Origin of the sequence: Tardiphaga sp. 768_D3_N2_1 (assembly GCF_052076105.1) — a bacterium.
GTDB lineage: Bacteria > Pseudomonadota > Alphaproteobacteria > Rhizobiales > Xanthobacteraceae > Tardiphaga.
The window spans coordinates 4,291,574-4,311,119 of record NZ_CP197245.1; the positions used below are offsets into that span (position 1 = coordinate 4,291,574).

19 protein-coding genes are annotated in these 19,546 nt (G+C 62.1%); 8 read left to right on the forward strand and 11 right to left on the reverse strand.

Going from position 1 to position 19,546, the window contains the following annotated elements:
- Positions 1-35: 35 nt before the first annotated feature.
- Entirely contained in the window at positions 36-1,181 is a 1,146-nt protein-coding gene (locus tag AB8A27_RS20115; protein WP_441244965.1) for an alpha/beta fold hydrolase, read from the forward strand.
- A 14-nt stretch (positions 1,182-1,195) separates the two neighbouring features.
- Here the strand turns inward: AB8A27_RS20115 and AB8A27_RS20120 are convergent, their stop codons facing one another.
- Complete coding sequence (locus AB8A27_RS20120) at positions 1,196-2,953, reverse strand: acyl-CoA dehydrogenase family protein (RefSeq protein ID WP_441243443.1); 1,758 nt, start codon at positions 2,951-2,953, stop codon at positions 1,196-1,198.
- Between the two features lie 91 nt (positions 2,954-3,044).
- Here AB8A27_RS20120 and AB8A27_RS20125 point away from each other — a divergent pair, with 91 nt between their 5' ends.
- Complete coding sequence (locus tag AB8A27_RS20125) at positions 3,045-3,746, forward strand: SDR family NAD(P)-dependent oxidoreductase (protein WP_441243444.1); 702 nt, start codon at positions 3,045-3,047, stop codon at positions 3,744-3,746.
- Between the two features lie 21 nt (positions 3,747-3,767).
- A complete protein-coding gene (locus AB8A27_RS20130; protein ID WP_441243445.1) occupies positions 3,768-4,598 on the forward strand; it encodes an enoyl-CoA hydratase in 831 nt (276 codons plus the stop codon).
- Positions 4,599-4,605: 7 nt separating this feature from the next.
- On the opposite strand, the gene AB8A27_RS20135 is transcribed toward AB8A27_RS20130, so the two are convergent.
- Positions 4,606-5,514, reverse strand: a complete 909-nt coding sequence (locus AB8A27_RS20135; protein ID WP_441243446.1) for a LysR family transcriptional regulator — start codon at positions 5,512-5,514, stop codon at positions 4,606-4,608.
- A 120-nt stretch (positions 5,515-5,634) separates the two neighbouring features.
- On the opposite strand from AB8A27_RS20135, the gene AB8A27_RS20140 reads away from it, so the two are divergent.
- Positions 5,635-6,465, forward strand: coding sequence for an oxidoreductase (locus tag AB8A27_RS20140; RefSeq protein WP_441243447.1), 831 nt, complete (start codon positions 5,635-5,637; stop codon positions 6,463-6,465).
- Between the two features lie 118 nt (positions 6,466-6,583).
- Here AB8A27_RS20140 and AB8A27_RS20145 read toward each other — a convergent pair whose 3' ends face one another.
- Both AB8A27_RS20145 and AB8A27_RS20150 read right to left on the reverse strand, forming a co-directional pair.
- Positions 6,584-7,195, reverse strand: a complete 612-nt coding sequence (locus AB8A27_RS20145; protein ID WP_441243448.1) for an N-acetyltransferase family protein — start codon at positions 7,193-7,195, stop codon at positions 6,584-6,586.
- A 29-nt stretch (positions 7,196-7,224) separates the two neighbouring features.
- Positions 7,225-7,428 (reverse strand): DUF1127 domain-containing protein, encoded by a 204-nt coding sequence (locus AB8A27_RS20150; RefSeq protein WP_441243449.1) that lies wholly within the window; start codon positions 7,426-7,428, stop codon positions 7,225-7,227.
- 136 nt (positions 7,429-7,564) lie between these two features.
- Here AB8A27_RS20150 and AB8A27_RS20155 point away from each other — a divergent pair, with 136 nt between their 5' ends.
- The 3 genes from AB8A27_RS20155 (at position 7,565) to AB8A27_RS20165 (ending at position 10,024) form a co-directional block, all read left to right on the forward strand.
- Positions 7,565-8,479, forward strand: coding sequence for a transcriptional regulator GcvA (locus tag AB8A27_RS20155; RefSeq protein WP_441243450.1), 915 nt, complete (start codon positions 7,565-7,567; stop codon positions 8,477-8,479).
- Between the two features lie 88 nt (positions 8,480-8,567).
- Positions 8,568-9,539, forward strand: coding sequence for an MBL fold metallo-hydrolase (locus AB8A27_RS20160; RefSeq protein WP_441243451.1), 972 nt, complete (start codon positions 8,568-8,570; stop codon positions 9,537-9,539).
- On the forward strand, positions 9,536-10,024 hold the full coding sequence (locus AB8A27_RS20165) for a CinA family protein (RefSeq protein ID WP_441243452.1): 489 nt from the start codon (positions 9,536-9,538) through the stop codon (positions 10,022-10,024). The genes AB8A27_RS20160 and AB8A27_RS20165 overlap by 4 nt, the downstream gene beginning before the upstream one ends.
- Before the next feature lie 183 nt (positions 10,025-10,207).
- On the opposite strand, the gene AB8A27_RS20170 is transcribed toward AB8A27_RS20165, so the two are convergent.
- The 7 genes from AB8A27_RS20170 to AB8A27_RS20200 all read right to left on the reverse strand — a co-directional run bounded on the left by AB8A27_RS20170 (position 10,208) and on the right by AB8A27_RS20200 (position 17,592).
- Positions 10,208-11,179 carry an ABC transporter ATP-binding protein gene (locus tag AB8A27_RS20170; protein WP_441243453.1) on the reverse strand — a complete coding sequence of 324 codons (972 nt, stop codon included), beginning with the start codon at positions 11,177-11,179 and terminating at the stop codon, positions 10,208-10,210.
- Positions 11,176-12,591, reverse strand: coding sequence for an amidase (locus tag AB8A27_RS20175; RefSeq protein WP_441243454.1), 1,416 nt, complete (start codon positions 12,589-12,591; stop codon positions 11,176-11,178). Before AB8A27_RS20175 ends, AB8A27_RS20170 begins: the two co-directional genes overlap by 4 nt.
- Positions 12,588-12,785: a hypothetical protein gene (locus AB8A27_RS20180; protein ID WP_175365628.1), complete on the reverse strand. Its 198-nt coding sequence runs from the start codon at positions 12,783-12,785 to the stop codon at positions 12,588-12,590. The genes AB8A27_RS20175 and AB8A27_RS20180 overlap by 4 nt, the downstream gene beginning before the upstream one ends.
- A 1-nt stretch (position 12,786) precedes the next feature.
- Positions 12,787-13,848 (reverse strand): ABC transporter ATP-binding protein, encoded by a 1,062-nt coding sequence (locus AB8A27_RS20185; protein ID WP_441243455.1) that lies wholly within the window; start codon positions 13,846-13,848, stop codon positions 12,787-12,789.
- A gap of 4 nt (positions 13,849-13,852) precedes the next feature.
- Positions 13,853-14,731 (reverse strand): ABC transporter permease, encoded by an 879-nt coding sequence (locus AB8A27_RS20190; protein WP_441244966.1) that lies wholly within the window; start codon positions 14,729-14,731, stop codon positions 13,853-13,855.
- Between the two features lie 28 nt (positions 14,732-14,759).
- A complete protein-coding gene (locus AB8A27_RS20195) occupies positions 14,760-15,713 on the reverse strand; it encodes an ABC transporter permease (RefSeq protein ID WP_092145574.1) in 954 nt (317 codons plus the stop codon).
- Between the two features lie 259 nt (positions 15,714-15,972).
- Positions 15,973-17,592 carry an ABC transporter substrate-binding protein gene (locus tag AB8A27_RS20200; RefSeq protein ID WP_441244967.1) on the reverse strand — a complete coding sequence of 540 codons (1,620 nt, stop codon included), beginning with the start codon at positions 17,590-17,592 and terminating at the stop codon, positions 15,973-15,975.
- Positions 17,593-17,874: 282 nt separating this feature from the next.
- On the opposite strand from AB8A27_RS20200, the gene AB8A27_RS20205 reads away from it, so the two are divergent.
- On the forward strand, positions 17,875-19,473 hold the full coding sequence (locus AB8A27_RS20205) for an ABC transporter substrate-binding protein (RefSeq protein ID WP_441243456.1): 1,599 nt from the start codon (positions 17,875-17,877) through the stop codon (positions 19,471-19,473).
- The last annotated feature ends 73 nt before the right edge of the window (positions 19,474-19,546 follow it).

Sequence of the window (19,546 nt, forward strand, 5' to 3'; positions counted from 1 at the left end):
CCGTGCAAGTGCAGCATGGAGGCGACGTGACACCCATCGATCCCAACATTCTGCCAACTGGAATTCGCTCGCGCTTCGTCGAGGGCATCAACGGTCTGCGCGTCCATGTGCTGGAGGCCGGGTTTGAGACCAAAGGCCGGCCCTGCATCCTGCTGGTGCACGGCTTTCCCGAACTGGCATTCAGCTGGCGCAAGGTGATGCCGCAGCTCGCCGCTGCCGGCTATCACGTGATTGCGCCCGATCAGCGCGGCTATGGCCGCACCACCGGCTGGAGCGCAGACTATGACGGCGATCTGCGTCCGTTCAATCTGCTCAACCTCGTGCGCGATGCGGTCGGGCTGGTCGCCGCCTTCGGCTATCGCCATGTCGATGCGGTCGTCGGACATGACTATGGCAGCTCGGTCGCAGCATGGTGCGCGCTGGTGCGACCGGATGTCTTTCGATCCGTCGTACTGATGAGCGCGCCCTTCGCCGGGCCTCCGTCGCTGCCGTTCGGCACCGCCGATCAGCCGGCACCGCCAAAGGCCGAAGATCCCGTGCATCGCGAGCTCGCTGCATTGCCGCGACCGCGCGTCCACTATCAGTGGTACTACGCGACACGCGATGCCAACACCCACATGCAGCACGCGCCACAAGGCGTGCATGATTTCCTGCGCGCCTATTATCATCACAAGAGTGCGGACTGGCCAGGCAATGCGCCCACTCCATTACAGGGCTGGACCGCGAGTGAGCTAGCGAAGCTCCCGACTTATTATGTGATGGACCGCGACCAGACCATGGCCGAGACCGTCGCCGCAGAGATGCCGACGCCGAAACAGATTGCATCCTGCAAATGGCTGCCGGACAACGAATTGGCCTTTTATGCCGGCGAATACGCGCGCACCGGATTCCAGGGCGGATTGCAGTGGTATCGCTGTAACACGACGGGCGCGTTCAATCCCGATTACGAGACCTTTGCCGGCCGCACCATCGACGTGCCCTCAGCTTTCATCTCGGGCAAGCAGGACTGGGGCATCTATCAGCGTCCCGGCGCCATCGAGGCCATGCAGAAGAGCGCCTGCACGGACATGCGCGCGGTTCACCTGATCGACGGCGCGGGCCATTGGGTGCAGCAGGAACAGCCGGACGAGGTCAGCCGATTGTTACTTCAATTCCTGAAAGACAACGATCCACGCCCCTAGTCCCTGCGATCAGGTCAGGCCAGCATCAACCGGCCGGCCTCCTCCATACTGACATCGCGTTCGCCGAGCAGATGCGCAACGATCTGCTTCTGCGCCTCGGTTTCCACCAGCGCGAACGGATCGGGCGCCATCAGGCGATGATCGATAACGAGGCGCGACAACAGCAAACGCCGCGCATCGCCGCGCCGGGCATGAATGCGGTGCGCTTCCCATATGAGCGCCACGGCACTGGCCACATGATACAGCGAACTCGTCGCGCGGCGGGCATCGCCTTCGTTGTCCGAACGTGCAGCGACTTCACGTGCAAAGCCGATCGCGCGGTCGGCGAGGCCGCGCAGCCGGTCGCGCCATGCCTGCGGCACGCCTGGAGAGTCATCGAGCCGCGCATGCAGATCCGCCGCGAGCGCCGCTTCCGCGCCATGCCGGCCTACCGCACGCGTCAGCGCATCCAGCGCGACGATATTGCCTGTGCCCTCCCAGATCGAGCCGAGATGCGCGTCGCGCAGCAGCCGCGCCGTGGCGAATTCCTCGATATAGCCGACGCCACCACGCATCTCCATGGCGTCGCCACAGACCTTTCGCGCATCGCGGGTGGCACGGAATTTCAGCGTGGGCGTCAGGATACGCAGCAGCGCTGCAGCATCCTGACTGCCGGCTTCAGCGCGATCCAGCGCATCCGCGGTGAGAAAGCTCATCGACAGCGCCTGTTCGGTCGCCAGCATGATCTTCATCAGTTGCCGACGCGCCAAAGGCATATCGATGATGCGCTGCCCGAACACCACGCGGCCACGCGCGACTGCCATGGCATCGTGCCAGGCGCGGCGCATCAGCGAGGTCGACTTCACGCCGTTCGACAAACGCGACGAATTCACCATCTCGGCCATCTGCACGAAACCGCGATCGAGCTTGCCAACGGCATAAGCAATGGCGCCCTCGAGCTTGATCTCACCTGACGCCATCGAGCGCGTACCGAGTTTGTCTTTCAACCGCACGATCCGATAGTGGTTCTGACTACCGTCATCGAGATAACGCGGCATCAGGAACAGGCCGACGCCTTTGGTTCCACCAACAGCGCCCTCCGGCCGCGCCAGCAGCATCACGACTTTCGCATCAGCATTGGAGCAGAACCACTTCTCGCCAGTGAGACGCCAGTGGTCGCCCTCCTGCACCGCCGATGTCGTCAGCTTGCCGACATCGGAGCCGCCTTCCTTTTCCGTCATGAACTGGCCGCCCTGGGTCAGCTTGCTCATGTCCGTCTGCGTCAACCCATCGAGATATTTCGCTTTCAGCGCGTCATCGCCGTAGTTCGACAGCAACTTGGCCGCTCCATCGGTGACATTGATGGGACACCCCATGCCGAACTCGGCCTGATTGAACAGGAATGTGAAGGCATGTTTCGCGGTCACCGGATAGGTCGATGGCCAGCCCATGATTCCCTTGCGATGCGACAGCGCATGAATGCCGAAGGTGCCGAAAGCGGCGTTTTCCAACTCGCGATAAGCCGGGTGATATTCGACCCACTGCACGTCCTGACCGAACTTGTCGCGCTGATGCAGTACGGGCCCATGTCGGTCAGCCATGCGCCCGGCTTCGTCGAGCGGACCACCGACGAGAGCACCCAGACGATCGAGATGCGGTTCGATATGGTTGAACAGATCCTCGGGCAAATGAATCCGCAACAGATCGGTCAGCGCCGGATCGGCCCGGTAGAAATTCATACCGGACGTATCGGGCGCGATCAGATTCGCGGAAATCTGGGCATGGGCGTTCATGACGGCCTCTTGTGTTTGGCAGTTGCGTTTCCATCTTCATCATGCGCCTGCCGCGCCAACGAATAAAGTGCCCCAACCGGAGATTTGATCCATGGAAATTCCGCACTACGAAACCGCTCTGATTGTCGGCGTCGGTGAGGGCATCAGCGCATCGCTGGCACGATTGCTGTCCAAACAGGGCATCCGTGTCGCACTTGCCGCCCGCAATCCCGGCAAGCTCGATGCCTTGTGCAAGGAGACGGGAGCCAAGGCATTTGCCTGCGATGCGACCCAAGCTGATGATGTCGCAAAGCTGTTCAGGGATGTCGAAGGCCAGATCGGCGCACCCGATATCGTGGTCTACAATGCGAGCCAACGCGCCCGCGGGCCTTTCATTGAGCTCGCCCCTCCCGACGTTGCACAAGCCATCGCCGTCAGCGCCTTCGGCGGATTTCTGGTCGCACAACAGGCATTACAGCGCATGCTGCCTAACAAGCACGGCGCCATCCTGTTCACTGGCGCCTCCGCGAGTATCAAAGGCTTCGCGCAATCGGCGCCCTTCGCCATGGGCAAGTTCGCGTTGCGCGGCATGGCGCAATCCCTCGCACGCGAATTCGCGCCGCAGGGCATTCACATCGCCCACTTTGTCATTGATGGCGGCATTCGCAGCTCCGTGCGCGTCGAGCCTGCCGATCGACCGGATTCAATGCTCGACCCCGATGCCATCGCCGCAAATTACTGGAACGTGCTACAGCAGCCACGCAGCGCCTGGAGTTCAGAGCTCGAAATCAGGCCATGGGTTGAGAAATTCTGACGCGAGAGCGGGGCGAGACATATGACTGAAGCCGTCAAGGTCGATACTGGCACCAGCGAGCTGTTGTGCGAGATTCGTGAACGCGTGGCCGTCATCACCTTGAACCGTCCAGAGGCGCGCAACTCGCTGTCGGATCATCTCACGCCCGCATTGCGCACGATGATCCGCGTCTGCGGCGAGAACCCTGACGTCGGCGCGCTACTGATCACCGGCGCCGGCGCCGCCTTTTGTTCCGGCGGCGACGTGAAGGGTATGGGCGCGCATCGCAAGCAGGCGGTGCTGGAGATGTCGTTCGACGAACGCGTTGCCGATTTGCAGGAACGCCAGCGCCTGCTGACCGGTGCGCTGGTCGCCGTACGCAAGCCAACGATTGCCGCCCTGCCTGGACCCGCTGCAGGCGCCGGCCTTGCCATCGCGATGGCCTGCGATATCCGCATCGCTGCACAATCGGCATTTGTCTCGACAGGCTATCTGCGCGTCGGTCTCAGCGGCGACTATGGCATCGCCTGGCTGCTGACGCGTCTCATCGGGACGGCCCGCGCGCGCGAATTGATGTTCACCGCTGAGAAGGTCGAAGCCGACCGTGCAGAACGCATCGGCCTGTTCAATCGCGTGGTGCCGGATGCCGAACTGCGCGATACCGCTTTCGCGCTCGCCCGCGACATGGCGCAGGGCCCAACGCTGGCGCTGCGCTACATGAAGGACAATCTCGACGAGGCCCTGGCCTTCGATTTCGCCACCGCACGAGATCACGAGGCCGAGCGCCTGATCCGCGGCACCATGACGGCGGATCATCGTGAAGCGGTGCGGGCCTTCATCGAGAAGCGCAAGCCGAACTTCAAGGGCAGCTGAGCCACATCTAGGTTTTCGATTTTGCAGGAGCGGGCGCTTTGGCGAAATCGACAAACGCCCGCAATGCCGCGGGCAATTGGCGGCGGCTGGGATAATACATGAAGAACCCGGGATAGGCCGGGCACCAGTCAGCGAGGACTCGCACAAGCTTTCGCCTGGCGATCAACTCCTCGACCTGCCCTTCGAACACGTAAGCCAGTCCGGCTCCGTCCAGCGCTGCGTCCACCATCAGGTCCTGATCGTTCAAGGTGAGCGCACCCGCGACGTCGATCTCGACCTCGATGCCGCCGCGCTCGAACTCCCAGCGATAGAGTGCGCCGCCCCAGAAGCGATAGCGTATGCAGGGCAGATCCTTCAGCTCGTGCGGCGTCTGCGGTGGCTTGTGTTGCTCGAAGAAGCCGGGCGACGCCACGACGGCCGACCGCTGCCGTGGGCCGATCGACACGGCGATCATGTCCGCCGCGACGGTTTCGCCGAAGCGAATACCTGCATCGAAGCCGGCAGAGACCATATCGACCAGACCATCATTGACGGAAATCTCGACATTGATCTCGGGATAGGCCTTCAGGAATCGCGTGACGATCGGCAGCAGTACGAGCTGAGCGGATTGCCGGGCCGCGTTGAAGCGCAATGTGCCAGCCGGCTTGCCCCGGAAATGATTGAGGTCCTCCAGCGCATCGTTGACGTCCTGAAACGCCGGACTGACGCGCGCAAACAGCCGCTCCCCGGCCTCGGTCAGCGCGACACTGCGGGTGGTACGATTAACCAGCCGGATATCGAGCCGCTCCTCGATGCCGCGCAAGGCGTGGCTCAATGCCGAAGCAGATACGCCAAGTTCGACGGCGGCATTGCGAAAACTGCGATGCCGGGCAATCGCCAGAAAGGTAGCTAGGTCGGCCGGGCCAATCAGGCTCATTGTTGAATCCAGCTCATGAACACATGGAATAAATAGAGGATTATTTCAGTTCTGGCGAGCCGCTAGTTTCCTCCCATCGGCCCGGCACTGACGCAGGGCCATTACGAAAGGGAGACCATCATGCGTGTCTGGTTCATCACAGGAGCATCCCGCGGTTTCGGCGCCCTCATCGCGGCAGAAGCTTTGGCCCAGGGCGATGCCGTCGTTGCAACGGCTCGCGACCCCAACGCCGTCACCGCACGCCTCGGCACCCATGAGCGCCTGCTGGCGACACGGCTCGATGTGACCAGCGAGACCGAGGCCCATGAAGCTGCGGGTGAAGCCGTCAAAAAATTCGGCCGCATCGATGTGCTGGTCAACAATGCCGGCTATGGCCTGCTCGGCGCAATCGAGGAAGCCAGCGCCAAGGAAGTCGAACGTCTCTATGCCACTAACGTGTTCGGCCTGCTCGGCGTCACCCGTGCCGTGCTGCCGCATATGCGCCGGCAGGGCTCGGGTCACATCATGAACATTTCATCCGTCGGCGGATATGCCGGCTTCCCCGGCTGGGGCGTCTATGGTTCGACCAAATTCGCCGTGGAGGGCATCAGCGAGGCATTAGCCGCCGAGGTCGCCCCGCTCGGCATCCATGTGACCGTGGTCGAACCCGGCTTCTTCCGTACCGACTTTCTGGACGACAATTCGCTGGTACGGACCGCACTGGAGATCGGCGACTATCACGCAACTGTCGGCAAGACCCGCGGCCATGCCGCCGACGCCAATCATGCGCAACCCGGCGACCCCAGCAAGCTGGCAAAAGCCTTCATGCGGCTCGCGGCTGCCAAGAATCCTCCGGTCCGGTTGCCGCTCGGCAGCGACACGGTTGCGCGGATCGAGAGCAAGCACGCTTTTGTTGAGAAAGAACTGGCTGCGTGGCGTGAGGTCGCTACGTCAACCGACTTTACAAAATAGACAGCATAATTCGCCGTCTTCGGGACGAGCATTCGCGACGAAGCAATCCGGAGCTAAAGAGGGAATTGGATTGCTTCGTCGCGTCGCTCTTGCCTTAGCGTGACTAATCTCGTCGCACTCAGGCAAGTGTTGGCTGCAACCACTGCGCTGCAAGGCGCCAGGTTGCGCAGGACGTTCGGGCCGGCGACGCACCGATCTGCTTCTCGAACCGCATCTGCTTCCAGTCGCCTGGCGTCGGCGCGAACGTGAAGCCGGCCTTGTGGGCTAGCGCGAGCATCGCCTCATTGGAGCGCAATGTGTCGCCAAACAGAAAATCGGAGCCTAGCGCCGCAGCGCGACACTCCAGATTGGACAGGAGCGCCGCACCGATACCCTGCCCTTGCATGGAGTCGGCAACAGACAGTCCCATCTCGAAACGGGATGTCAGTTCATCGAACGCATAGCGGGCTTCACCGACAATCGTCTCCGCACCATCGCGCAAGATCGTCGCAACGACCGAAAAGCTGTCAGCTTCGCCGACATGAATGAACTTCTCGAGCTGTCCGGCCGGCAATTCGCTGGCGGCACCCATGAAGCGATTGTAGCGCGAACGCGTCGACAGGCCGCGAAAATAGCCCTGCAACGCTTCGGCATCTGCAACCTCGACAAAACGCACCGTGACGGCTGTTCCGCTACGCAGCAACAGCACGTCGGAATACTGGCCGAGATCATCGAGGTTGAGATGTTTCATTGGAATCGCTCCCTAGCGCCTCTCAGGCGTTACGCCTGCCAGAATGGCTTGCTGGCCTCGGCCATCACGTCGTTCACCGAGAAACCCGCATCATGGATGTCGCGCTCGCTCCACTGCGCCAGTTCACGCCGCTGCTTTGCACGCTCGCGCCAGGTTTGGAACGTCTCGGTGATTGTCGCCAGGCTGAGCGAAGGATGATGATTTGTCATCGATTCATGGGTGCAAGTAGACATTTTGCTCTCCTGAAGCTAAATTTACGCCGGAAATATCAGCTTCATTCTCACATTCCACAAACGACATTGTGCACCGCGTCACATGACACAAATTCATGGATGGGAAGAGCAGTGAAGCGCCAGGGAGAGAGCGCGGATGAGCACCCGGTTGCCGTCACTCAACGGATTGCGCGCCTTCGAAGCCGCCGCACGCCATCTGAGCTTCACCAATGCGGCAAGCGAGCTGAACGTCACGCAGACGGCGATCAGTCATCAGATCAAGCGGCTGGAAGAAGAACTTGGTCTCAAACTGTTCATTCGGCAGAACCGCGCACTCGCACTCACCCCGCAAGGACACGACTATCTGCCAGGCGTACGCGCGGCCTTCAACGATCTGCGTCTTGCCACGGACCGGCTCAAGCGCCGCGATAACGACCACGTGCTGACCGTGAGCACGCTGGCGTCGATGGCATCGAAATGGCTCCTGCCGCGCATCTCGATGTTCCAGAAGGCCCATCCCGATATCGATGTGCGCATCACGACGTCGACCAGCATGGTCGATTTCAAAGACGGTGACGTCGATGCTGCGATCCGCTACGGCCGCGGCCAATGGCCGGGCTTGCGCGCTGACTGGCTCACCGCCGATCATCTGTTTCCGGTTTGCAGCCCCGCGCTCCTGACCGGCAAGAAGGCGCTGCGACAGCCGCAGGACCTTGCCGGCCATACGCTGCTGCATTCGAGCGGCGGCTACGACGATGACTGGCGGCTCTGGCTCACCGCTGCCGGACTGCCGGCCGATATTTCGAAGCAACCGGACCTGACGTTCGACATGATCTTCATGACGCTTCAGGCCGCCATTGATGGCCTCGGCGTCGCAATCGGCCGCACCACCTATGTGGAGGGCGACCTCGCCAAGGGCCGGCTGGTGGTGCCGTTCAACATCAGCCTCCCCGCCGACGCCGGTTTCTATCTGGTGTCCCCCGAAGCCTCTTCCGACTCGCGGAAGCTGAAGGCCTTTCGCGAGTGGCTACGCTCGCAGGTCCCGCCGGAACGTGACCGTCCTGGCCGCTGATCCGCATTTGCCGACATCACGTGTTCGCGAGCAGATCGTCATCCGAAACATGCTAGGAGTCTGGCCTGTTTCGGAATGGAGCTTGCAAATGAATCGGACGACACTGGCTGCGGTCTTCACCCTTCTGGCGCTGGCGCCCGCGCTCGCGCAGCAGGCGTCCACACCGCCGGCAGCATCGCCCCCGCCCGACTTCTCAAAGGTCGAGATCAAGACCACGGACCTCGGTGATGGCGTCTACATGCTCGAAGGCCAGGGCGGCAACATGACGCTGGCCACGGCCAAATCAGGCGCCATCCTCGTCGACAGCCAGTTTGCCCCGCTGCATGACAAGATCAAGGCGGCCATAGCCGCGGTGACACCCCAGCCGGTCAAGTATCTCGTCAACACGCATTTCCACGGCGACCATACCGGCGGCAACGAGGCCTTTGCCAATGAAGGCGCGACCATCGTCGCCAACGTCAAGGTCAGAACCCGCCTTAAAAAAGGCACCACGAATTTCCTGACCGGCGCACAAAATCCGCCGGCGCCGAAGGCGGCGCTGCCGACCAACACCTACACGCATCAGCTCAAGCTCAGCCTGCGCGGCCGCATCGCCGAACTGCGTCATCCCGACAATGCGCATACCGACGGCGATACCTATGTCTATTTCAAGAGCGCCAATGTCATTGCGACCGGCGATACATTCACGAATGGTCGCTATCCCAATATCGATCTTCTCAACGGCGGTAATATCAAGGGCATGATCGCGGCAACCGACGCCTGTCTGAAACTGGCGAACGACAACACCAAGATCGTTCCCGGCCACGGTCCGCTCGCCAACAAGGCTGCGCTGGTTGACTATCGCACCATGCTGGTCACAGCGCGAGATCGCATGGCCACACTGATCAAGGAGGGCAAGACCGAGGACGAGGTCCTGGCAGCCAAGCCATTCGCCGATCTCGACGCCAAGTGGGCGCCGAACGAAACCGCCAGCAAGAATTTCATTCGCGCTGTCTATGGATCAATGGCGAAGAAGCCGTGGATCAGGCCTTGGTCTAAATCTTGGGGGAAGAAGTCATGAGAGATCTCATTCCCCTCGCCGAGAAGATCGCCATTGAGCTGATCGCACGCAAGCAGACCATCGGCATAGCTGAATCCTCCACCGGCGGTTTGATTTCCGCTGCACTGCTCGCGGTGCCCGGCGCCTCCGCCTATTTCATCGGCGGCGGCGTGATCTATACGCGGGATGCGCGGCGCGTGCTGATGGACATTTCCGATGATGCATTTCAGGTACCGGGCATGCGCTCGTCTTCCGAGCCCTACGCACAACTGCTGGCGACGCAGATCCGCGAGCGGCTCGGATGCGACTGGGGCCTGTCGGAGACCGGCGCAACCGGCCCCTCCGGCAATCGCTATGGCGACGCCGCCGGCCATAGCTGCATGGCCGTTGCCGGCCCGCGAAACGAGGTCATGACGCTAGAGACGGGCAGCAGCGACCGCTCCGGCAACATGCACAATTTCGCGCAGACGGCACTGACATTCCTGCTGAAGAATCTGGCGGGATAGATCGCGTCGTCATGCCGAGCGCAACGACGCGCCGATCACCTCTCCCCACCGGGGAGAGCTCGAAACCGGAGCGCAGCGCAGGTTTCGGGGTGAGGGGGCAAACTCAATCTACAGTGAAAGCCCCCCTCACCCGGCGCTACGCGCCGACCTCTCCCCGGTGGGGAGAGGTGAAGGGGAGCGTCGCTACGCCGGCACTGCTTCCGCCAGAATACACCGCACCACGCGGTTATCCGCGAGTTCGACATTCGGCGGCGGTGCTTCCATGCAACGCGGCTGGGCGAATTTGCAGCGCGGCGCGAAGGAGCAATTCACCGGCGGCTTATCCAGCGACGGCGGCGTACCTGGAATGGTCTCCAGCCGCGCCCCGCGCTTGGCGCCGTGCACGGTGGAAGCCAACAGCCCCTGCGGATAGGGATGCACGGCCGAGCGCACGATCTGGCTCAGCGTGCCCTGTTCGACGATCTGGCCGGCATACATCACCGCGACACGGTCGCAGATTTCGATGGCCACGCCGATATCGTGCGTGACGAAGATGATCGACATGCCGAATTCGCGCTGCAGCTCGCGCAGCAGCAACAGGATCTGGATCTGCACGGTGGCATCGAGCGCGGTGGTCGGCTCGTCAGCGAGCAGGATCTTTGGCTTACAAGCCAATGCCAGCGCGATCATCGCACGCTGCCGCATGCCGCCGGACATCTCGTGCGGATAGGCATCGAGGCGACGCTTGGCCGATGGAATGCGTACGACCTCAAGCATTTCGAGGGCACGCTTCACGCCTTCGGCCTGGGTCTTGCCCTCATGACGCATCACGCTTTCGGCAATCTGCTGACCGATCGTATAGACGGGGTCCAGCGCCAACGCCGGCTCCTGGAAGATCATCGACACCGTCTGGCCGCGAAATGCCGAAAGCTCGTCATCGTCGAGCGCCAGCACATCCTTCCCGAGCACATTCACTGTGCCGGTGATCTGCGTGCGTTTCTTCGGCAGCAGCCGCATCAGCGCGCGCAAGGTCACACTCTTGCCCGAACCGGACTCGCCGAGCAGACCGAGCACCTCGCCCTCGCCGAGGGTGAGATTGAGATCGTTCACCGCATAGACGGTGCGTTCGCCGCCGAACCGGACGTTGAGATTGCGAACGTCGACAAGATTGCTCATGCAAGCTCCGGACACTGTTTGTGGAAGTCCGTGGCGCGCTGGAAGGCGGCACCAACGGTTAGCAGCGTCGTTTCATCGAACGGTCGGCCGATCAGTTGCATGCCGACCGGCAACTTCGACTTGGTAAAACCGGCCGGAATCGAGAGACCGGGCAAACCGAGATAGTTGATCGGACGTGTGAAGCGCGTCAGCCGCTGGATCATGGCTTCGGCGCCTGAGCTGTTGCCGACGTCGGTCTCGGCAATGGTCGGTGCTGCCCCGGGCGAGACTGGTGCGAGGACGGCGTCAGTACCGGTCACCGCGGCCAAATAGGCAGCAAGTGCCGGACCGCGCCAGCGCAGCGCCTCGATATAGGAGACGCCGGTGATCGCCAGACCGTTCTGCAACCTCATCAGCACCTGCGCGCCGTAATCCTGCGGACGCTCGATCATCCAGCGCTTGTGCATCGCCGCAGCTTCCGTCGCGAGCACAAACTGGCAGGCTGCCGTGAGCTGCCCCTGATTGGGCAGATCGACCTCGACGATCTTGATGCCCTCGTCCTTCAGCGCCGCGATGGTGTTCTGCAGAATGGCCGCGGTATCGGCGTCGAGATCATCGACATAGAACGCCTTGGGAATGCCGACGGTCATACCTTTGGCGGATGCACGCGTCGCCGCCATATAGTCCGGCACAGGGCGCGTGCTCGTCGTTGGATCGAGCGGATCGGCACCGGCCATCAGGCCTGTCAGCAGCGCGCAATCCTCGACGGTACGCGCCAGCGGGCCGACCGTATCGAGCGATTGCGACAGCGGCATCGCCCCAGCGCGGCTGACCAGCCCCACCGTCGTCTTCAAACCGGAAACACCGCAGAAATGCGCCGGCAGACGGATCGATCCGCCGGTGTCGGAGCCTAGCGCCGCAAATGTGAGACGCGCGGCGACGGCCGAGCCCGAACCCGACGATGAACCGCCGGTGACGTGATCGACATGCCACGGGTTATGCACGGCACCGTAATGCACGTTGTGGCCGAGCGGGCCGTAAGCGAATTCGACCATCTGCAATGAACCCAGCCGCACCGTGCCGGCATCTTTCAGACGCTGCAGCGACGTCGCCGTCGTGGTCGCAACCCAGTCGCGGCGGATATGCGAGCCGCAGGTCACGACGTGTCCTTCGTCGTAATACATGTCCTTATGCGCCAGCGGCACGCCGTGGAGCACTCCGCGGCTCTGCCCCTTGGCAAGCGAGGTATCGGCCGCATCGGCTGCTGCCAACGCGCTATCGGCCTCGATCGACATATAGGCGTTGAGGTTCGGCTGCGATTTCACAGCGCGGTCGAGACAGGATTGCGTGGCTTCGCGCGACGAAATCTTCTTCGTGGCGATAGCGTCGGCGACTTCCGTCAGCGACAGCAATGCGGGTTCGGTGACGCTCATTTGGCAGCCTTCGTATTCTGAACGGCGAGGAAGGTCGCGGGCTCAAGATCAAACGGCAGCGTGCCCGCTACAGCAGCGAAGCCTTCGAAAGCCGGACCGATCGAATTGGCGATGCGCTCGGCAACCTCGTCGGATGCAGGAAGGCCGCTGACTTCGGTCAGCGCCTTGATCTGCCTGGCAGTCGGTTTGGTCATGTCAGTGCGCTCCCGCGGCAGGTGCTTTGCTGTGGCCTGAACCCGGGATCGCCATGTAGCAGGCAGCCTGATGACCGGTCACAGTGATTTCAGTCAGTTTCGGCGTCGCCTCGCCGCACATCGCCTCCGCAAAGGGACAACGCGTGTGGAAGCGGCAACCGGACGGCGGATCGATCGGGTTCGGCGGATCTCCAGTGATCGGCGGCGTCTCGGTGCGCTTGCCGGGATCGGACGACGGCATCGCGGCAAGCAGCGCGCGCGTATAGGGATGCGCCGGCCCATCCCAGACCTCGTCCACCGGACCGAGTTCGACGACCTCGCCGAGATACATCACCAGCACGCGGTCGGAGATGTAGCGCACGACGTTGAGATCGTGGCTGATAAAGAGATATGTCAGGCCGAACTCGCGCTTCAAATCGACCAGCAGGTTGAGCACCTGCGCCTCGACGGACTTGTCGAGTGCCGAAACGGCTTCATCCAGAATGACGAGACGCGGCGACAGCGCCAGCGCACGCGCGATGTTGACGCGCTGACGCTGACCGCCGGAGACTTCATGCGGGTAACGGTTGGCGAAGGTTTCAGGCCGCAGACCGACCTTTCCAAGTAACTCGCGGGCGAGGCTGCGCGCGGCCTTGTCGGCCATGCCGTGCACTTTCGGGCCGAAGGCGATCGACTCTTCGATGGTCAGGCGCGGATTGAGCGAGGCATAGCTGTCCTGAAACACCATCTGCATGCCACGACGCAATTCACGCAGCGAGAGTTCGCGCCCGACAGTGCGGCCGTCATAGATGATGTCGCCGGAATTGCGCGGCATCAGATGCATCAGCAACCGCGCCGTCGTCGACTTGCCGCAACCGGACTCGCCGACGATGCCAACGGTCTCGCCCTTCGAGATAGCGAACGACACGTCGTCCACCGCGCGCACAGTCTTGCTGGGCGCAAACAGCCCGCCACGCACCGGGAAGTGCTTGGTCAGGCTCACCACCTGCAGCAGCGGCTGTGCAACACCACCGATGTCTTTCAGCGGCTCCAGCTTGTCGATCGGTTCTACAATATCGTTCATGCCGTCAGTTCCGGATATCCATGGCGCTGCGCATGCCGTCGCTCAGCAGATTGAAACAGATCGACACCGCGAAAATCATCACGCCAGGCAAGGCTGCCACCCAGGGATTGACATAGATCGCGGTACGCAGCGTGTTCAGCATCAGGCCCCATTCCGGCTCCGGCGGCTTGGTGCCGAGGCCGAGGAACGACAGGCCCGCGGCGAGGATCATCGACACCGAGATCAGGCCGGTCGCGTAGACGAAGATCGAACCCAGCACGTTGCCCAGCATGTGGACCCGCATGATAGTGAAGGCGTTCGCGCCAGAAGCACGCGCGGCTTCCACATAGTCCATGTTGCGTACGCCCGTAGTGACACTCTCGGCGACGCGCGTGATCTGCGGCACGAAGACGATCGTCAGCGAGACAATCGAATTGACGATGCCGGCGCCCAGCGCGCCGGAGATCGCGATGGCCAGCAGCACCGACGGGAATGCGTAGAACACGTCGACAGTGCGCATGATCGCAGTGTTGAGCTTGCCGCCGACATAGCCGGCCACGACGCCAAGGCCCGTCCCGATGATGAAGGCCAGGATCACCGGCAGGATGCCGATCAGCAGCGACAGACGGCCGCCATAGATCAGGCGCGCCAGCATGTCACGACCGAGTTCGTCGGTGCCGAGCGGATAGTTGGGCGTACCGATCGCGCGCAGGCGACGGATCATCGAGCCCTGATAGGGATCTGCGAGATGCAGATAGGGCGCAAAGATCGCCGCCAGGAAGATCAGCAGCAGAATGAATGCGCAGGCCATGCTGACCTTGTCGCGCACGATACGTCGGCCCACCGTGGCCCAATAGCCGCGGGCCTTGGTGGCAGGCGCCGCCTGCAATGCGGTGTCTGTCATCACGGTCATGAGAGGATATCCAGCATGGTCAGCTTCGCTTGATACGCGGATCGATCGACGCCTGCGCGATATCGACCAGAAGATTGAGGAAGACGAAGAACAGCGCCAACACCAGGATCGTGCCCTGCAGCAGCGGCAGGTCGCGCTGGAAGATCGCGGAGTTCAGGAGCAGCCCCGAACCGGGCCATGAGAACACCGTCTCGATCAGGATCGAGCCGCCGAGCATATAGCCGAGCTGGAGGCCCATCACCGCCAGCGCCGTCGGCGCAGCGTTCTTGATGACGTGACGGAACACCTTGGTTTCCTGCAGGCCCTTGGCACGCAGCGCCTCGACGAAATCCTGCGACAGGATATCGCCGGTCAGCGCGCGCACGGTGCGCGTTACGATGCCCATCGGAATGACCGAGGTCGTGATCGCCGGCAGCACGAGATACTTGATGTGCTCCCAGTCCCAGGCCCAAGCGCCGGAGCCGCCCGGGCCGGCGCCAACAGCGGGCAGCCAGTTGAGCTGCACCGAGAAGATGATGACCATCACCATGCCGAGCCAGTAATGCGGCACGGATACGCCGGCGATGGCGATCGAGGTCGCGACCTTGTCGACCCAGGTATCGCGGAAATAGCCGGCGATCAGGCCGAAGAACAGACCGAGCGTGAAGCCGATGGCGGCAGCCGCGATGGCCAGCGTCACGGTGTTGCCGACAGCCTTCATCACTTCCGACAGAACGGGACGTCCGGTGGCGATGGAGCTGCCAAGATCTCCATGCAGCGCGCGCCACACCCAGAGACCAAACTGGACCGGCAACGGCTTGTCGAAGCCATAAGCGACGCGCAACTGTTGAGCCAGTTCCTGCGAGGCATCGGCGGGCAATACTGCGACGAGCGGATCACCAGGCGTGATGTGCACCAGCAGAAAACACACCAGCGCGACGCTGGCGACGATGGGGATGACGTAGACGACACGTCGCGCGATGTAGACGAACACTGGGTGCACCCTTGATTTTTCTTCCCCTCTCCCCCAGCGCGGCAAGGCCGCGCACAGCGGGAGAGGGTGCATAGGCGGCCTTTGGCCGCCGTTCCTAAACAGACGCCGATGCGTCGCATCGGCTATGGCGAAGCGAAGGCGGGAGAGGGCCGTGCACTTGGCGCCCCCTCTCCCGGCTCAATCTCGCTTCGCGCGATTGATCCACCCTCTCCCGCCAGCCGAAGCTACGCTTCGGCCGGGGGAGAGGGGAAGAAAGCCTTTACTGCGTGATCGACACCGGCGAGAAGTCGACGAACCAGCTCTTCGGCTGCACGAAGCCCTTGATCTTCGGGCTCAGCGCACGCGGACCGACGTCATGGGCCACGTAGAGGAAGGCTGCGTCGTCGACCGAAGCCGCGTGAAGTTCGGCCAGCGCCGCGTCACGGGCCGTCGCATCGAAGGTGGTGCGTGCCTTGGTCACGAGTTCATCGAACTTCGGATTGTTGATGAAGCCCCAGTTGTTCGAGACCGGCGGCGCCATCGACGACTGCAGGAAGCGAACCAGTGCGAAGAACGGGTCCATCGCTGCATAGGTAACGTTCGTTGCGTTGGAACCGTTGGCGGTCGGATCCTTGACGCCACGGCGCCAGTTGGTGAACAGCGTGTTCCATTCGATGACGTCGAGCTTGACGTCGAAATAGCACTCCGCCAGCGCCTGCTGCAGATATTCGTTCATCGGCAGCGGCAGCATCTGGCCGGAGCCGGATGCCGAGGTCTGCGTCTTCACTTCGAGCTTCTTGGTGGGGCCGTAACCTGCTTCCTTCATCAGCGCTTGCGCTGCCTTCAGATCATACTTGATTTCGAAACTCGGCTTGCCGCGCCAAGGGTGACCCGGCTCGAAGGTACCGGTCGCCGGTACCATCAGGCCGGCGAGCAAACCGTCCTTCAGGCCTTCGCGATCGATGCAGAGGTTGGCCGCCTTGCGGACGCGGATGTCGTTCCACGGCGAGCCTTCGGCACGGGAGAACTGCCACGGCCAGACATGCGGCTGCTCGTTCTTCTCGATCTTGAAGCCGCGCGCGGTGATTTCCTTGACCGCGTCGGGAGCCGGCGCCTCGACCCAGTCGACCTGACCGGACAGCAGCGCCGCAGTACGGGCGTTGGCTTCCGGCATCGGCAGCAACACCATCTTGTCGGTCTTCGGAACGCGGTCCTTGTTCCAGTAGGCGTCATTTTTCACCAGTTCGAGACGCTCGCGCGGTGTGAACTTCGACATCTTCCACGGGCCGGTGCCCGACGCTTCGCGGGCGAAGGCCGCCCATGCGGCCTGCGACTTGGCCTTGGCATCGGCGCCTTCGGCCTTGTCGAACAGCGCCTGCCACTTCGTCGGGCTCGCCATAAAGAGATTGGTGAGATTGATCGGCAGGAAGGAGTCCGGCTCTTTCGTGGTCAGTTCGACGGTCATGTCGTCGATCTTCTTCGCGGACACCAAAGTCGGCATACGCGATGCAGTCACACCGACCTGGCTGGCATCGAACTGGACTGCATCTTGTTTGAGCACCTTGTCCACATTCCAGACCACCGCATCCGCATTGAAGGCCGAACCGTCATGGAAAGTGACGCCGGGACGCAGCTTGAAGGTCCATTTCTTCTTGTCGGCATCGTCCACCTTCCATTCGGTGGAGAGCGCTGGAATGACAACACTCGCCTTGGTGGCAGACGAGAGATCCCAGCCGGTCAGGCCGTCATACATTGTATTGCCGGTGAAACGATTGCCTTCGAAACCCTGATCGGGCTGGCCGAGCGTGCGCGGAATATCGGCAGCGGTCATGCCGATGCGCAGCACCGTTTCGGCGCGCGCCACCTGCGGCAGGGTCAGGGCCGTAGCGAGCGTCAGCATCGTAATTGCTGCCGCGAGACGGCTCTTTGTCGGCTTTTCGATACGCATCGTAATCAGTCCCTCTTGGCTTTGGATGACACGTTGGCTTCCGCCAGTGTTGGTTTGTTCTAAACTGGCTAATTCTTATGCAACGCTTGTGCCAAGGCCTGCAACCTTGCACCGCAATGACTCAAACTGCGGCACTGCAGCACACCGGCACACACCGATCGTTCCGCCTGCCCAATCTGGCATCAGGATTGCAGGTATCTGGCAGACAATATTCCACCATACGGAGTCCGGTTTATGCGCGTTCGAAGCTCGTTATTTGTTGCGGCCATCGCCGCCGTCATAGGCGCAGCCGCGCCGGCGCAAGCCGAAACGGTGGTGCGCTATGGCATCTCGATGGCGGACGTGCCGCTGACCACGGGTCAGCCCGATCGCGGCGCCGGCGGCTACCAGTTCACCGGCTATACGATCTACGATCCGCTCGTCGCGTGGGAGATGGATGTCGCCGATCGTCCGGGCAAACTCATCCCCGGCCTCGCCACCGAGTGGAAAGTCGACGACACCGACAAGACCAAGTGGCGCTTCACTTTGCGCAAAGGTGTGAAGTTTCACGACGGCAGCGACTTCAACGCCGATGCGGTGATCTGGAATCTCGACAAGGTGTTGAACGAGAAGGCGCCGCAATTCGACAAGCGCCAGAGCGCGCAGGTGAAGACCCGCCTGCCCTCGGTCGCGAGCTACGCCAAGATCGATGACGGCACCGTCGAAATCACCACCAAGAGCGTTGACTCCTTCTTCCCCTATCAGATGCTCTGGTTCCTGGTCTCCAGCCCGGCGCAATATGAAAAGGTCGGCAAGGACTGGGACAAGTTCGCATCGCAGCCCTCGGGCACCGGCCCATTCAAACTGACCAAGCTCGTTCCGCGTGAACTCGCCGAACTCAGCAAGAATCCCGACTACTGGGACAAGAAGCGCATTCCGAAAGCCGACAAGCTTGTGCTCGTCCCGATGCCGGAAGCGCTCACCCGCACCAATGCGCTGCTCGCCGGTCAGGTCGATCTGATCGAAACCCCTGCTCCAGACGCTGTGCCGCAGCTCAAGGGCGCCGGCATGAAGATCGTCGACAACGTCACGCCGCATGTCTGGAATTATCATCTCAGCGTGCTGCCGGGCTCGCCCTGGACCGACGTGCGCCTGCGCAAGGCGCTCAATCTCGCCATCGATCGCGATGCGGTGGTTGCGCTGATGAACGGCCTTGCCAAGCCCGCCATCGGTCAGGTCGACCCGTCGAGCCCGTGGTTCGGCAAGCCGAACTTCAAGATCAAATACGATCTCGCCGAAGCCAAGAAGCTGGTGAAGGAAGCCGGCTACGGCCCAGAGAAACCGCTGAAGGCGACCTTCATCATCGCCAATGGCGGCACCGGCCAGATGCTGTCGCTGCCGATCAATGAATTCCTGCAGCAGAGCTTCAAGGAAATCGGCGTGGAGGTCGAGTTCAAGGTCGTCGAGCTCGAGGTTCTCTACACCGCGTGGCGCAAGGGTGCAGCCGACGAGAGCATGAAGGGCATTACGTCCAACAACATCGCTTACGTCACCTCGGATCCGCTCTACGCCATTGTGCGCTTCTTCCATTCCGGCCAGATCGCGCCGGTCGGCGTGAACTGGGGCGGCTACAAGAATCCCAAGGTCGATGCGCTGATCGACGAAGCCAAGAACACCTTCGATCCGAAGAAGCAGGACGAATTGCTCGCCGAAGCCCATGCGCAGATCGTCGACGATGCGGTGCTGGTCTGGGTCGTCCACGACACCAACCCGCATGCGCTGTCGCCGAAGGTGAAGAAGTTCGTGCAGGCCCAGCACTGGTTCCAGGACCTGACCACGATCGGTCTGAACTGAGCGCCCGGCTCCACGCAGCCTCGCAAGCATCAAGGCGCCGCCGAGCAATCGGCGGCGCCTTCGCATGTGGGAC

Excerpts from the sequence above, each read along its gene's own strand:
- AB8A27_RS20120 (WP_441243443.1), bottom strand. The coding sequence starts at position 2,953 with ATGAACGCCCATGCCCAGATTTCCGCGAATCTGATCGCGCCCGATACG.
- AB8A27_RS20125 (WP_441243444.1), top strand. The coding sequence starts at position 3,045 with ATGGAAATTCCGCACTACGAAACCGCTCTGATTGTCGGCGTCGGTGAG.
- AB8A27_RS20130 (WP_441243445.1), top strand. The coding sequence starts at position 3,768 with ATGACTGAAGCCGTCAAGGTCGATACTGGCACCAGCGAGCTGTTGTGC.
- AB8A27_RS20135 (WP_441243446.1), bottom strand. The coding sequence starts at position 5,514 with ATGAGCCTGATTGGCCCGGCCGACCTAGCTACCTTTCTGGCGATTGCC.
- AB8A27_RS20140 (WP_441243447.1), top strand. The coding sequence starts at position 5,635 with ATGCGTGTCTGGTTCATCACAGGAGCATCCCGCGGTTTCGGCGCCCTC.
- AB8A27_RS20145 (WP_441243448.1), bottom strand. The coding sequence starts at position 7,195 with ATGAAACATCTCAACCTCGATGATCTCGGCCAGTATTCCGACGTGCTG.
- AB8A27_RS20150 (WP_441243449.1), bottom strand. The coding sequence starts at position 7,428 with ATGTCTACTTGCACCCATGAATCGATGACAAATCATCATCCTTCGCTC.
- AB8A27_RS20155 (WP_441243450.1), top strand. The coding sequence starts at position 7,565 with ATGAGCACCCGGTTGCCGTCACTCAACGGATTGCGCGCCTTCGAAGCC.
- AB8A27_RS20160 (WP_441243451.1), top strand. The coding sequence starts at position 8,568 with ATGAATCGGACGACACTGGCTGCGGTCTTCACCCTTCTGGCGCTGGCG.
- AB8A27_RS20165 (WP_441243452.1), top strand. The coding sequence starts at position 9,536 with ATGAGAGATCTCATTCCCCTCGCCGAGAAGATCGCCATTGAGCTGATC.
- AB8A27_RS20170 (WP_441243453.1), bottom strand. The coding sequence starts at position 11,179 with ATGAGCAATCTTGTCGACGTTCGCAATCTCAACGTCCGGTTCGGCGGC.
- AB8A27_RS20175 (WP_441243454.1), bottom strand. The coding sequence starts at position 12,591 with ATGAGCGTCACCGAACCCGCATTGCTGTCGCTGACGGAAGTCGCCGAC.
- AB8A27_RS20180 (WP_175365628.1), bottom strand. The coding sequence starts at position 12,785 with ATGACCAAACCGACTGCCAGGCAGATCAAGGCGCTGACCGAAGTCAGC.
- AB8A27_RS20185 (WP_441243455.1), bottom strand. The coding sequence starts at position 13,848 with ATGAACGATATTGTAGAACCGATCGACAAGCTGGAGCCGCTGAAAGAC.
- AB8A27_RS20190 (WP_441244966.1), bottom strand. The coding sequence starts at position 14,731 with ATGACAGACACCGCATTGCAGGCGGCGCCTGCCACCAAGGCCCGCGGC.
- AB8A27_RS20200 (WP_441244967.1), bottom strand. The coding sequence starts at position 17,592 with ATGCTGACGCTCGCTACGGCCCTGACCCTGCCGCAGGTGGCGCGCGCC.
- AB8A27_RS20205 (WP_441243456.1), top strand. The coding sequence starts at position 17,875 with ATGCGCGTTCGAAGCTCGTTATTTGTTGCGGCCATCGCCGCCGTCATA.